This window comes from Nocardia albiluteola (assembly GCF_018860155.1).
GTDB lineage: Bacteria > Actinomycetota > Actinomycetes > Mycobacteriales > Mycobacteriaceae > Nocardia > Nocardia albiluteola.
The window spans coordinates 13,333-27,026 of sequence record NZ_JAHKNI010000001.1; the positions used below are offsets into that span (position 1 = coordinate 13,333).

Annotated in this window: 12 protein-coding genes and 1 pseudogene; 8 read left to right on the forward strand and 5 right to left on the reverse strand. The window is 68.6% G+C overall.

What is annotated here, in order from left to right; genetic code table 11:
* The first annotated feature begins 378 nt into the window (after positions 1-378).
* Both KO481_RS00085 and KO481_RS00090 read left to right on the forward strand, forming a co-directional pair.
* Positions 379-831, forward strand: a complete 453-nt coding sequence (locus KO481_RS00085) for a GyrI-like domain-containing protein (protein WP_215914875.1) — start codon at positions 379-381, stop codon at positions 829-831.
* Between the two features lie 76 nt (positions 832-907).
* Positions 908-1,339: a GyrI-like domain-containing protein gene (locus KO481_RS00090; RefSeq protein ID WP_215914876.1), complete on the forward strand. Its 432-nt coding sequence runs from the start codon at positions 908-910 to the stop codon at positions 1,337-1,339.
* 66 nt (positions 1,340-1,405) lie between these two features.
* Here the strand turns inward: KO481_RS00090 and KO481_RS00095 are convergent, their stop codons facing one another.
* The 3 genes from KO481_RS00095 to KO481_RS00105 all read right to left on the reverse strand — a co-directional run bounded on the left by KO481_RS00095 (position 1,406) and on the right by KO481_RS00105 (position 3,604).
* Complete coding sequence (locus KO481_RS00095; protein WP_215914877.1) at positions 1,406-1,696, reverse strand: hypothetical protein; 291 nt, start codon at positions 1,694-1,696, stop codon at positions 1,406-1,408.
* A 248-nt stretch (positions 1,697-1,944) separates the two neighbouring features.
* On the reverse strand, positions 1,945-3,054 hold the full coding sequence (locus tag KO481_RS00100) for an inositol-3-phosphate synthase (protein ID WP_215914878.1): 1,110 nt from the start codon (positions 3,052-3,054) through the stop codon (positions 1,945-1,947).
* Entirely contained in the window at positions 3,047-3,604 is a 558-nt protein-coding gene (locus KO481_RS00105) for a PadR family transcriptional regulator (RefSeq protein WP_215914879.1), read from the reverse strand. The genes KO481_RS00100 and KO481_RS00105 overlap by 8 nt, the downstream gene beginning before the upstream one ends.
* A gap of 170 nt (positions 3,605-3,774) precedes the next feature.
* Here KO481_RS00105 and KO481_RS00110 point away from each other — a divergent pair, with 170 nt between their 5' ends.
* The 3 genes from KO481_RS00110 (at position 3,775) to KO481_RS00120 (ending at position 8,776) form a co-directional block, all read left to right on the forward strand.
* On the forward strand, positions 3,775-4,185 hold the full coding sequence (locus tag KO481_RS00110) for a DUF5318 domain-containing protein (RefSeq protein WP_215914880.1): 411 nt from the start codon (positions 3,775-3,777) through the stop codon (positions 4,183-4,185).
* A 731-nt stretch (positions 4,186-4,916) separates the two neighbouring features.
* A complete protein-coding gene (locus KO481_RS00115) occupies positions 4,917-7,076 on the forward strand; it encodes a transglycosylase domain-containing protein (RefSeq protein ID WP_245400291.1) in 2,160 nt (719 codons plus the stop codon).
* Positions 7,077-7,174: 98 nt separating this feature from the next.
* The gene (locus KO481_RS00120; protein ID WP_308166342.1) at positions 7,175-8,776 is read left to right on the forward strand and encodes a glycosyltransferase family 87 protein; all 1,602 of its coding nucleotides are present in this window, start codon (positions 7,175-7,177) and stop codon (positions 8,774-8,776) included.
* 134 nt (positions 8,777-8,910) lie between these two features.
* Here KO481_RS00120 and KO481_RS42625 read toward each other — a convergent pair.
* A pseudogene (locus KO481_RS42625) lies at positions 8,911-10,137 on the reverse strand (MFS transporter); the annotation flags it as partial.
* 89 nt (positions 10,138-10,226) lie between these two features.
* On the opposite strand from KO481_RS42625, the gene KO481_RS00125 reads away from it, so the two are divergent.
* On the forward strand, positions 10,227-11,075 hold the full coding sequence (locus KO481_RS00125; protein ID WP_215914882.1) for a LysR family transcriptional regulator: 849 nt from the start codon (positions 10,227-10,229) through the stop codon (positions 11,073-11,075).
* A gap of 31 nt (positions 11,076-11,106) precedes the next feature.
* On the opposite strand, the gene KO481_RS00130 is transcribed toward KO481_RS00125, so the two are convergent.
* Positions 11,107-12,516 carry a glycosyltransferase family protein gene (locus tag KO481_RS00130; RefSeq protein WP_215914883.1) on the reverse strand — a complete coding sequence of 470 codons (1,410 nt, stop codon included), beginning with the start codon at positions 12,514-12,516 and terminating at the stop codon, positions 11,107-11,109.
* Positions 12,517-12,709: 193 nt separating this feature from the next.
* Here KO481_RS00130 and rpsF point away from each other — a divergent pair, with 193 nt between their 5' ends.
* Positions 12,710-13,000, forward strand: a complete 291-nt coding sequence (gene rpsF, locus KO481_RS00135) for a 30S ribosomal protein S6 (RefSeq protein WP_215914884.1) — start codon at positions 12,710-12,712, stop codon at positions 12,998-13,000.
* Positions 13,001-13,100: 100 nt separating this feature from the next.
* On the forward strand, positions 13,101-13,643 hold the full coding sequence (locus KO481_RS00140) for a single-stranded DNA-binding protein (protein ID WP_215914885.1): 543 nt from the start codon (positions 13,101-13,103) through the stop codon (positions 13,641-13,643).
* Positions 13,644-13,694: the final 51 nt, after the last annotated feature.

Sequence of the window (13,694 nt, forward strand, 5' to 3'; positions counted from 1 at the left end):
GTAGACCCGCAGGCTTTCGACGCGGCCCGTCATTCGGGTGCCACTGCGCCGCGACGACGGCCCGGTTACGCAACCACCGACGAGCCCATCCGGAGATGGTGAGCCGGCGGAGGCGGCGAGGTGGGTAGGTCCTGTGCGCCGAAAAACACCCGTAGCGAAGCGGAGGCAATAAAACAGAGCTTAGGGTGGCTGCAGGGTTTGTCGACGTCGGTGGGAGGATGTGCGCAGAGTGGAAGACCAGCGACTCGGCCGGTTGCGCCGGCGGTACAGGGGGGCGAGCACCCCGGCCCGGGCACCGCTGGGGGCAGAGTGGAGTTCCGGGCCGGTTCGGTTTACGGCACGGCATGTCACACAGCACGAGACATAGGGGCGACACCGGTGGATTTCAATATCGTCGAGCGCCACGAGACGCTGGTCGCGGGCACGGTGCTGCGCAGCCCGGCGCTGGCGGTCGAGGGCCCGCGGCGGCTGAAGGTCGAGGAGGCCTGGCGGCACAACCTCGAGCGCAAGCTGCCCGGGCCACCCGCGAGCGCATTCATCGACCACGCACCGGAGATCGGCTCCTACCTGACGCATATCGTCGGATATCGCTGCGAGAGCCTGGACGATCTGTTGCCCGGTGATGTGCTGGCCCGCATACCCGGCGGCCGGTTCGCGCGCTTCGTGCGGAGCGGTGAAAATCTGGGCGACACGATCGTGTCGGTCTGGCGGGCGGTGTGGGATCTCGAGGCCGCGGGCGCACTGGTGCGCTCGTACACCGGCGATTTCGAGCACTATCCGGATCGGAACACGGTCGAGGTTTTCGTGGCACTGGACGAGGTGGAATCGTGAACGGAGCGAAGCGGAGTGAACCGTTGAGCCAGCGCGCAGTGCGCACGACGGAGCCGAGCGCCAGCGAGGTGGAGTCGTGAGCACGGACTTCGAGATAGTCACCCTGGAAGGGAGTCTGGTCGGCGGGCTCACCGTGCCGCTGGCCGGGCGCGAGGTTACCGCCCGCGATCTGGATCTGGTGAACTTCACCTGGGATCGGTACCTGTCCCGGGAGAAGGACGCCGGGCGCGTGGCCGCCTATATCGGCCAGAACGACCACGCGGTCGCGGTGCTCGGCTACGAGCTGGCGGCGCTGGGTGAGCTGGACACCGGCGATGTGATGACTCGCATTCCGGCCGGGCGCTACGCCAAGTTCGTGGTGTCCGACAAGCCGTACGACCTGTTGCGCACCGCGTGGGCGAAGGTCGCCAAGGCCGAGGCGGCGGGCACCATCACCCGCTCACACAGCGCCGAGATCGAGCGCTACACCGGGCCCACGTCCGTCGAGGTCTACGTCTCGCTCGACTGAGCGCACGACGGTGCCCCGGCAGGGCAGGCTGCCGGGGCACTCGCGCGGCCACCATCGGGGTGGATATCAGCGGCGCCAGCCGAAGTCGTAGTCGCGGTGGCGGTCGTGGAAGTCCCGCCAGTCGCGGTCGTGGCCGCCGTGCCAGTAGTTGCTGTCGCACCAGTTGTAGTAGTGCCAGTTGAAGTTCCCGTCGAAGAGGCAGAACGGGGACCAGTCGGTGTGGGCGGGGGCGGTGATCTCGGCGGCCGAGGCCGCGGGGGCCAGGGCGATTCCGGCCGAGGCGATGCCGACGCCGCCTGCGGCGAGGGCGGCGACCGCGGCAACGGCGGTGGCAACGCGACGAATGCTGGTGATCATGGTGTGCTCCAAGTTGTTTCGGTCTGTCGGGCAACGTGAGAACAATGGTGCCGTCCGGGCCCGAAATCCTCTGCCACCCCGGCGACACTCGTTGTGTGTCCGTGCCGACACAACGCCGACGGCCGCGGCATCCGCCCGAACGACCGATCGGCCCACGAATTCCCTTGCCGTACAACTCCTTTGGAAACACCGCAGCCGGTCGGAGCGACTCCGACCGGCTGTGCTGCGTGCTGCGTGCTGCCGCGCGCCTACTCGGCGCCGATGATGAACGCCTCCAGCTGCGTACGGGCGACATCGTCGGCCAGTTGCTTGGGCGGGGACTTCATCAGGTACGCCGAGGCCGGGATGACGGGGCCACCGATGCCGCGATCCTTGGCGATCTTGGCGGCGCGGACGGCGTCGATGATGATGCCGGCCGAGTTCGGCGAATCCCACACCTCGAGCTTGTACTCCAGGTTCAGCGGCACGTCACCGAAGGCGCGGCCCTCGAGGCGCACGTACGCCCACTTGCGGTCGTCGAGCCAGCCGACGTGGTCGGACGGGCCGATGTGCACGTCGTTGGCGCCCAGTTCCTTCTTCAGGTTGCTGGTGACGGCCTGGGTCTTGGAGATCTTCTTGGACTCGAGGCGCTCACGCTCGAGCATGTTCTTGAAGTCCATGTTGCCGCCGACGTTGAGCTGCATGGTGCGGTCCAGCTGCACGCCGCGGTCCTCGAACAGCTTGGCCATCACCCGGTGCGTGATGGTGGCGCCGACCTGGCTCTTGATGTCGTCGCCGACGATCGGCACGCCCGCGTCCACGAACTTCTGCGCCCAGATCGGATCCGAGGCGATGAAGACCGGCAGTGCGTTCACAAATGCGACATTGGCGTCGATGGCACACTGCGCGTAGAACTTGTCGGCCTCTTCCGAACCGACCGGAAGGTAGGAGACCAGGACGTCGACCTTCGCGTCCTTCAGCGTCTGCACCACGTCGACCGCGTCCGCCTCGGACAGCTCGATGGTCTCGGCGTAGTACTTGCCGATGCCGTCCAGGGTCGGGCCGCGCTGCACGGTAATGCCGGTCGGCGGCACGTCGGAGATCTTGATGGTGTTGTTCTCGCTGGCGAAGATCGCGTCCGAGAGATCGAATCCGACCTTCTTGGCATCGACATCGAACGCGGCGACGAACTTCACATCGCGGACGTGGTACGGACCGAACTTGACGTGCATGAGGCCCGGCACCGTCGCGGACGGATCCGCGTCCTTGTAGTACTGCACGCCCTGGACCAGCGAGGAGGCGCAGTTACCCACACCAACGATGGCCACGCGGATCTCGCCGCCGGTGGTGGCCTGTGCAGCCGTGTTGACATCACTCATGGCCGGTATTTCCCTCTTTCTGTGGTGCCGCCTTCATTGACTGCTCCGCGGCAATCAACTCGTTGAGCCAGCGCACTTCGCGCTCGCTTGATTCCAGGCCGAGCTGGTGGAGCTGGCGCGTGTAGCGATCCAGGGTCCCGCTGGCCCGCTTGATCGCCTCCCGCAGCCCCTCACGCCGCTCCTCGACCTGCCGGCGCCGGCCCTCCAGGATTCGCATCCGCGCCTCGGCGGGGGTGCGACTGAAGAAGGCCAGGTGAACGCCGAAGCCATCGTCGGTGTAGTTCTGCGGCCCGGTGTCCGCGAGCAGCTCGCTGAACCGCACCCGGCCGGGCTCGGTCAACTGGTAGACCCGCCGCGCGCGCCGGGTGACCGCGCCGGCCAGGGACTCCTCGGCGATCAGCCCGTCGGCCTGCATGCGACGCAGGGTGGGGTAGAGCGAACCGTAGGAGAAGGCCCGGAACGGCCCGAGCAGGCCGGTGAGCCGCTTGCGCAGCTCGTAACCGTGCATGGGGGCCTCCAGGAGCAGCCCGAGAATCGCCAGTTCGAGCACGGGCCTCACCTCCTGAGTGTTATCTGCAGACCTAACCGATGGATGCGATGACAAACTATATCGCGCCGATATAGTTTTCGACAGGTGTGGCCGGTACATCGGATGTGACAGGCCCAAGACGGGTGCACAGCCCCGAGACGCCGTCGGTCCGCCCCGCTACTCTGGATGCCGTGCGAATTCAGCGGCAGGTAGTGGACTATGCGCTTCGGCGCCGGTCGCTGCTGGCCGATGTCTATGCGGGCCGCGTGGACGTCTCCGAGGTCTGCGATGCGAATCCCTATCTGCTGCGGGCAGCGAAATTCCATGGGCGCGGCAGTGAGGTCACCTGCCCCATCTGCCGTAAGGAGCAGCTCACTCTCGTATCGTGGGTCTACGGCGACGGGCTGGGGCCGATCGCAGGCTCGGCCCGCGCACCGGAGGAGCTGATCCGGCTGGCGGAGACCCGCGAGGAGTTCTCGGTGCACGTGGTAGAGGTGTGCCGGAGCTGCAGCTGGAACCATCTTGTCCAGTCCTACGTGCTCGGCCACCCACCGGCGCCCACGCGTCGGCGCACGGGCACCCGCCGGACAGTCGCCGAGTGATGGGATTGCCCGCCGCCGAAGGCGCATGACACTGACTTGTATGCGGAGCACAGGCGTGCCCGCGGCGATCGCGGCCGGGGCCACCGAGCCCGGCGCGACCGCTACCCGGACCGTTTCGAGTAATGGAGATTCGAACTGTGACTTCGCCCTACGATGATGGACCGACCGACGGCCGCACCGGCCGCGGCTCGCTACCCGGGTCCGGTGGCTATCCGCCGCCGCGCCCGGGTGGATCACCGCAGGGTGGACGTCCGATGCCCCCGGCCCGTCCGGGCGGACAGGCGCCCGGCGGCCCGCGCCGCAACGGTCCGGGCCAGGGCGACTTCCGCGCGCCGGAGTCGCCGCGCGGCCCGGGCGGGCAGCCCCCGCGCGGCCCCGGCGGGCAACCGCCGCGCCGGCCGGGCGGTTCGCGCCCCGACACGGGGGCGCAGGCCACCCAGAAGATCGCCAATCCGTCGTCCGGGGCCACCAAGAAGATTCCGGCCGGCAGCCTGGGCGAGGCGATGGCGAACCGAAATCAGCGGTCCGGCTCGGGAACTCGGCCGCGCCCCGCGGGCAGCGGGGGCCGCCCGCGGACCGGGCCGATCACCGGCGCCAACCGCGCCGCGGACGGAAACCCGCCCTCCGGCCCGCCGCCCCGCCGCGGCGGCGGGGGCGGCTCGAACGGTCCCGGTGGCCGTAAGCCCAAGGGCCGCAAGAAGAAATCCCCCTGGAGGATCGTGCGACGGGTCATGTACGTACTGGTGGCCCTGGCTGTGGTGATCCCCAGCGCGGTCTTCCTGATCGCGTACTCCCAGGTGAAGGTACCCCAGCCCGGCGATCTCAAAACCGCCCAGGTTGCGACGGTCCTGGCCGCCGACGGCACCACCCAGATCGCGAAGATCGTTCCGCCCCAGGGCAACCGCACCGACGTGTCGATCGACCAGATCCCGCCGCACGTGCGCAACGCCGTCATCGCCGCGGAAGACCGGTCGTTCTACACCAACCCGGGCTTCTCGATCTCCGGCTTCGCCCGCGCGGTGCGCGACAACCTGATGGGAAAGTCCACCGCCGGTGGTGGTTCGACGATCACCCAGCAGTACGTCAAGAACGCGCTGGTCGGTAATCAGCACTCGCTGACCCGTAAGATGCGCGAGCTGGTGATCTCCGCGAAGATGGCCCGGCAGTGGAGCAAGGACGACATCCTCACCGCCTACCTGAACACAATTCCGTTCGGGCGCGGCACCTTCGGCATCAACGCCGCCTCGCAGGCCTACTTCGGCAAGAAGGTCCAGGACCTGACCGTCGAAGAGGGCGCGATGCTGGCCGCCACCATCAACGAGCCCTACGGCCTGGACCCGGAGAACAACTACAAGGGCGCGGTCCAGCGCTGGAACTACGTCCTGGACGGCATGGTGTCGATGGGCAACCTGCCGCAGACGCAGCGGGCGAAGATGCAGTACCCCAAGGTGCAGTCCTCGGCCGCGACCGCCGACAAGAACGATCCCAACTCCGGCCCCAACGGCCTGATCAAGCGCCAGGTCATGACCGAGCTTGCCGCGGCGGGGATCTCCGATACGCAGATCAACACCCAGGGTCTGCAGATCACCACCACCATCGACGCGAAGGCGCAGCAGGCCGCGGTCGACTCGGTGCACAAGAACATGCAGGGTCAGCGGCCCGAGGTCCGCATCGCCGTGGTGTCGGTCGACCCGAAGACCGGCGGAGTGAAGGCCTACTACGGTGGCGACAACGGTGTGGGCTTGGACTACGCCAATACGGGCCTGATGACCGGTTCGACCGCCAAGGTATTCGGCCTGGCGGAGAACCTGCAGCTCGGCAAGCCGCTGTCGACCATGTACAGCAGTGCGCCGCTCGATGTGCACGGCATCAAGATCACCAACGCCGAGGGTGAGACCTGCGGTGTGTGCACTATCGCAGAGGCGCTCAAGCGGTCGCTGAACACCAGCTTCTACCGCATGGAGCTGGACATGGGTCCCAACGGGCCGCAGATGATCGCCGATATGGCGCACAAGCTCGGCATCCCGGACAGCATTCCGGGAGTGGGCAAAACACTGACCGAGGACGACGGCAGCGGACCCAACGACGGCATCATCCTGGGCCAGTACCGGGTGCGCGCGCTCGACATGGCCTCGGCCTACGGCACGCTCGGCGCCGAGGGCCTATACCGCAAGCCGCATTTCGTCACGAAGGTCGTCGCCGCCGACGGTCAGGTGCTGCTCGACCACACCGCCCAAGACGCCGGTCAACAGGTCGTCTCCAAGGCCGTGGCCGACAATGTGGTCGCCGCGATGGCGCCCATCGCCAACTGGTCGTTCAAACACGACCTGGCCGGCGGCCGGGTCTCCGCGTCCAAGACCGGTACCACCCAGCTCGGGGATACCGGCCAGGACCGCGACGCCTGGATGATCGGCCTGACCCCATCACTGTCGACCGCTGTCTGGGCGGGTACCGATCAGGGTGTCGCCCTGAAGAAGCCCAACGGCGCCATCATGTACGGCTCCGGTCTGCCCTCGGACATCTGGAAGGACACCATGGACGGCGCGCTCGAGGGCACGCCGAAGGAGTCCTTCCCGAAGCCGGACCCGGTCGGCGGGCAGGCCGGTGTGCCGGCGTACTCGGCGCCGTACACCCCGCCCTCGACCACCGAGCAGTATCAGCCGCCCGTGGTGATTGCGCCGACGCAGGTGGAAATCCTTCCCGGCGTGCGCATCCCGGTGCCGGGCCTGCAGCCCAATCCGAATACGCAACAGCAGCAACCCCAGCAGCAGCCCTCGGATGCGGGCCCGATGTCCGGCCAACCGGTCGCACCGGACGGAGTCTGGCCGACCACCGCGGAGCCGGGCGTGACCAACGATCCTGATCCGAGCGCGTCCAACCACAACAGGTAGCGTCAGTCGGTGTGTTCGAGCAGCATCCAGCGCAGGCGTCGACCACCGGGGGCGAATCTCCGGAGTTCCCATCGGGAAATCCGTCCCCGGCGGCGCCCGTGCCCCGGTCCGCCCGCTGGCGTGACCGGCCCAGCCGCACCGATTCGCTCACCGCACAGCTGTCGACGGCCATCGGCGGCCCGGTCGGCGACCACGCGCTGATCGGGCGGGCCCGCTTCTGGACGCCGTTGCGGGTCATGCTCGCGTTCGCGGTGGTGTTCCTGGCGCTGGGCTGGGCGGGCAAGGCGGCCTGCATCCAGCAGACCCCCAACGCCGATGGCCGATTGACGCTCGACTGGAACAACGGCCGTCAGTACGTCGCGATGTGCTATTCGGACACCGTCCCGCTGTACGGCGCCGAGCGCCTGGACGAGGGCGCGTTCCCGTACAAGAAGCAGTGGACCGAGGTGGGCGCCGACGGCCGCCCGCACACCCGGTACATGGAATATCCGGTGCTGTCGGGTCTCTACCAGTACGTCGCGATGGAGCTCGGCACGGCGTGGGATTCGCTGCCGCTGCCCGGAGCGCTGCCGGTGGTGGTGTACTTCAACATCTGCGTCGTAGGCCTGGCGATGGCCTGGCTGGTGACGGTCTGGGCCTCGACGCAATTAGCCGGACGACGGGTGTGGGATGCCGCGCTGGTCGCGCTCTCGCCGCTGGTCCTGGTCCACATCTTCACCAATTTCGATGCCCTGGCAACCGCATTCGCCGCCACCGGACTGCTCGCCTGGGTGCGTCGGCGGCCGGTGCTGGCGGGCGTACTACTCGGATTGGGCGGGGCGGCAAAGCTGTATCCGCTGCTGCTGCTGGGCCCGATCGTGGTGCTGTGCCTGCGCACCGCGGACCGGCAACGACTGCCCGGGCTGCGAACGCTGCTGCGGCGCCCGGGAATCGGCGTCACCGGGGCCGTGCGCGAGTATCTGGCGGGCGCCCGGGTCAGCCCGCTGCGCGCGGCGCTGGTGACCGTCGTCGCGGCGGCGGCGAGCTGGCTGATGGTGAATCTTCCGATCGCGATACCGTTCACGCCCGGCTGGTGGGAGTTCTTCCGGCTCAACACCCAGCGCCAGGCCGACCCGGACTCGATCTACAACGTGATCACCTCGTTCACCGGCTGGACGGGCTTCGACGGCCCGCTGCAGCCGGAGCAGACCCCCACGGCCCTGAACGCGATCTCGTTGATCCTGTTCATCGCCGCCTGTGCCGCAATCGCTTACATCGCACTGACCGCCCCTCGCCGCCCACGGGTGGCCCAGCTGGCGTTCCTGGTGGTCGCGGCGTTCCTGCTCACCAACAAGGTGTGGAGCCCGCAGTATTCGCTGTGGCTCGTCCCGATCGCGGTGCTCGCGCTGCCCCATCGGCGAATCCTGCTGGCGTGGATGACGATCGACGCGCTGGTGTGGTTCCCCCGCATGTACTACTACCTGGGCGTGGACCACAAGGGGGTGCCGGAGCAGTGGTTCACCGGCGCCGTGCTGCTGCGCGATCTCACGGTCATCGGGTTGTGCGCCTTGATCGTTCGGCAGATCTACCGGCCGCAGGAAGATCTGGTACGCGGCAACGGCGTCGATGATCCGGTCGGCGGCGTGCTGGACAGCGCACCGGACCCGCTGCTGCCCTGGTTGCCCACGGCGCTGCGGCCCCGGCTGCCCGTACCCCGGTAGCGCTCGGTGGCGGCCGAGGCCAGAGCCACGACCAGCAGCCCGCCCACGGCGATCGCCGCCCATCCCGGACGGCTGGCGCCGGGCAGCGTGGCGGGTACGTTCGCGCCGATGCCCGGGACGACGAGCGCGCCGACTATCGCAACGCCCAGCGCCTGCCCGATCTGGCGTCCGGTCGAGGCGATCGCGGAGGCGACCCCTGCCCGCTCGGCCGGCATGCCGGCCACCGCCGTCGCCGTGATCGGCGCGTTCAGCATGCCGAAGCCGAGGCCGAAGAGCACGAAGGACGCGATCAGCCGCCATCCGGGAGTCCCGCCCGCGAGATCGACCAGCAGCGCGGCGCCCGTCGCGATGCCGAAACCGCTGACCGTCAGGGGAATTCGAGGACCGAACCGAGCGGTCAGGCGGCCCGACAGCGGCGCCGCCAGCAACACCATGACCGCTACCGGCAGCAGGAACACCCCCGCCGCGGCGGCCGAGCGGCCGCGCGCGTCCTGCAGATAGAACGTCATCACCCACAGATAGCCTCCGGCGGCGGCCATTCCGATCAGTGCCATCAGCATCGCGCCGGAAAAACTCCGGCGGGCGAACAGCCGCGGATCGACCAGTGGCTCGGAATGCCGCAGCTCCCAACGGATCAGCACGACGAGCGCGACGACCCCGACCAGCCCGAGCGCGGACGCCGCGGCCCAGCCGATCGCCCGGCCCTCGATAATCGCGTAGGTCCCCAGCGACAACACGAGCATCACCAGGCCCTGCCCGACGGGGTCCATCCGGCGGGGCCGCGGCGCCTTGGATTCCGGCACCAGCATGGCGCACAACGCGATCGCGGCGATGCCGACGGGCAGGTTGATCCAGAACACCGATCGCCATCCCAGCGACCCCACCAGGATTCCACCGAGAATCGGCCCGATGGCCATGCTCAATCCGTACACACCGCTCCACACGCCGAAGGCCTTGGCGCGCTTGCCCGGATCGGGATAGACCTGTGAAACGATCGCCATCGCAACGGGATTCATCATCGATCCGCCCGCCGCCTGCAGGATCCGGAAGACGATCAGCCACCCCATCGATGGCGCGTACCCGCACAGCAGCGAGGCAACGGTGAATACGCCCAGCCCCACCTGCAGCGTCCGCCGCCGCCCCCACCGGTCCGCGGTCGCACCCGCGGTGAGCAGGAGGGCGCCGAGTACGAGCTGATAGGCGTCCACCGCCCACTGCGACGCGGCGAACGACGCGTGCAGATCGGAGCGGATGGCCGGGAGCGCGATCGTGACGATGGTGTTGTCGACACCGACCATCAGCAGGCTCAGACAGCAGATTCCGAGTACCGGACCCGGACGGACACGCGGGGACATCGACATGACTCCACTGTCCTGCGCGACCGCGCGCCGGGTCCAACAATGATAATGATTCGGAATTGATTCGATTTCGTCATCGGTATTCTGGCGGCATGCCGACAACGCTGGACATCGTCGCGCTGCGCAGCCTGGTCGCCGTCGCGACGTGCGGCGGATTCCACCGAGCCGCCCACGCCCTGCATCTCACCCAGGCCGCGGTCAGCCGCCACGTGCAGCGGCTCGAGGACACGTTGCGGACCGAGCTGGTGGTCCGCGAGGGCCGGGGCACCCGGTTCACCCCGGCGGGGGAGCGGCTGCTCGCCCACGCTCGCCTCATTCTCGAGGCACACGACGACGCGGTGGCCGACTTCGGCGAGCAGGGCGGGGAATTGATCGTCGGCGCCATGGACCACGCCGCCGACCTGCTGCTCACCGAGTTGGTGGCGCGGTTGCGAGAACGGTTTCCGGGCAGGCGAATTCAGGTCCGGCTCGGCCGCAGCGCCCGGCTGCGGGCCTCGATCGCCGAGAGCCGCATGGATATCGCGCTGGTGCTCGAGCGCCTGGGCCGCCGTCCGGACGAGCCGCACGCGCTGGCGACGCGGTGGGTCGCGGCGCAGTCCTGGGAGCTCCCGCCAGGCCCGGTACCGCTGGTGCTGTTCGACCATCACTGCGGTCTGCGCACCGGCGCGTTGCGCACCCTCGCCTCCGCGCGCCGCGAGCACACCGTCACCAGCGAGGCGCCGGATCTGGCCGGCATCCACGCCGCGGTGCGGGCCGGGCTGGGAGTGACGCTGCTGCCCGCCCTGGGCCGCCTACCCGATCGGCTGCGCGAGATCGAGGGGCTGCCGCGCCCGCCGACCGTCATCGTCACCGTCCAGACCGCCCCGCACCTGGATCCGGAGATCGGGCGGATGGCGACCGAGATCATCGAGGAGCTGCTGCGCGTCCACCTGCCCACATAAGCGAAGCGAATCAACAACACAGCGCGCATCCTCACGAGGTGATCGACACGAGTTCGTCGTCGGCCCGGCTGGGGGCGGGCAGCGGGGGCAGCGCGCGGGAGCCGCGCGGGGGCGCGTACACGAAGGCGTAGAAGAGGTACACCAGCAGCACCGCGCGTCCCCAGACGCCGAATTGCACCAGATGCCGGGCAAATTCGACCCCCGAGTCGGTGGCGAGGGCGTGAAAGTACCGGAAGATGCCTATCCCGACCGCGGCATCGGCCACCAGATACGCGACGACGGCCGCCCACGGCACCTCGAGCAGCACCAGGAAGGGCAACAGCCACAACGTGTACTGCGGGGAGTGCACCTTGTGGAAAAGCAGAAATCCGCACAGCATCGCGCCGCTCACACCGACCCACCCGAACAGCCCGCTGGCCTGGTAGCGCCGCCAGCCCAGCCAGATCGCGACCGCACCCGCGGCCAGCACCAGCACCGGGGACAACATCGCCACCGACTCGGTGTAGGACTCCTGCGCGCCATGGCCCGCGCCGAACACGGCCCGAAATCCCCAGTACCAGACGGAATTCGTGGTGATGTCGGCCTGACGCGACTCCTGGAAGGAGAACGAGGCCTGCCATCCCCGGTACCCGGCCACGGCGAACGGCAGATTGATCGCCACCACCGTGACGATCGCGGCGCCGGCCACCGCCAGCGCACCCGGTACGTCATAACGCCGCGACGAGGCGCCGCGGCGGGCGTGCGCCAGGGCATCGAGCCCGTCGCTGCCGCCCACCAGCACATGAATCAGCAACGGCAGCACGAAGATTCCCGGGTACAGCTTCAGGCAGCAGCCGATGCCGAGCAGCACGGCGGCGACCACGCCACGGGCCCGCACCGAGTACCGGGTCGGCACGGTGACCACATACACCGCCGTCACCGCGGTGCACACGACGGGCAACTCCCAGTTGTGGAAGGCGTACAGCACCAGCGGCGGCCCGCCCGCCCACAGCAGCGCCGCCCGACCCGAGAGCCGGCCCAGCATCCACGCCACGGCCAGCCCGAACGGGGCCAGCAGCAGCGCCGAATGCAGCAGGAACGCGGCGTCGGTGTGCGCACCCACCCCGCCGAGCCACATCAGCATCCCGGTGAGCACCGGATACTCCACCACGGAGCCGACCAGCTTCCCGGTCGGGGTGATGCCGCCGGTCAGGTAGGGAAACAGGTGCAGGTTGACACCCCGGCCCAGCCACAGGAACTGGATGTCGGAATAGCAGACCTGCGAATCCTTGATCCTGTCGAAGACGATGCTGCGGCCGCTCGGCCGGTAGGGCGCGCCCGCACAGCGCGCCTTGTTGAGATAGGCGAGCACCAGGGTCGCACCGCACACCAGCACCGCCGTCGCGGCGGCCGCCCTGCCCGGCCCGGGCAGGCGCACCCGCGTTCCCGGACCCTTCGACATGGGCCCCACCCTAGGTGCCCGGGACCGCCCGCGCCCGCATCGTCATCCGTGCGCGTTCGCGGCGCCCCGAGCGCACCATCGATTTCACGACCGAATCGCTGGTCATGTAGCCTTGTCGGGTTGCTGACGCAACGACCCTCCTGCCACGGACCGTCCGTGGCCGTACCCAGTCCACAGGAGGTGATGGGTTCCCGTGCGTCATTACGAAGTGATGGTCATTCTCGATCCGAGCCTGGATGAGCGTGTCGTCGGTCCGAATCTGGACACCATGCTGAACGTCGTCAAGACCGAGGGCGGCAAGGTCGACAAGGTCGACATCTGGGGCCGGCGTCGTCTGGCCTATGAAATCGCCAAGCAGAGCGAGGGCATCTACGCGGTGGTCAACCTGACCGCCGAGCCTGCCACCGTGAGCGAGCTCGACCGCCAGCTGGGGCTCAATGAGTCGGTTCTGCGCACCAAGGTGCTGCGCAGCGACAAGAAGTAGCTCCCTGTCCCCGCAACACTCGTTTGCGTCGGTGCCTGTCTCTAGGCTCTAGCGCAACAGGGCGAGTGTGCGCAATCTGCACCGGAGAGCAGGAGGAACCATGGCAGGCGACACGGTCATCACCGTCATCGGAAACTTGACGGCAGACCCCGAGCTTCGATTCACGCCCGCGGGCGCGGCGGTAGCCAACTTCACCGTGGCATCGACGCCCCGCGTGTTCGACCGTAATACCAATGAATGGAAAGACGGCGAGGCGCTTTTTCTGCGCTGCAACATCTGGCGTGAGGCTGCGGAGAATGTCGCGGAGAGCCTGACCCGTGGTTCCCGTGTGATCGTGAGCGGACGACTCAAGCAGCGCTCCTTCGAAACCCGCGAGGGCGAGAAGCGCACGGTCGTCGAGCTCGAGGTCGACGAGGTCGGCCCTTCGCTGCGCTATGCCACCGCGAAGGTCAACAAGACCACCCGCGGTGGTGGCGGCGGCGGAGGCTTCGGCGGCTCCGGTGGTGGTGGGGGCTTCGGCGGCTCCAACAGTGGTGGCGGTAGCCGCGGCGGCCAAAGCGCCGGCGGCGACGACCCCTGGGGCAGCGCTCCCGCGGCCGGCTCCTTCGGAGGCGGCCCGATGGACGACGAACCGCCGTTCTAGAACGGCTTACATAACGGGGCCACGTTGCGTGGCTCCCAGGCATGACGGAGA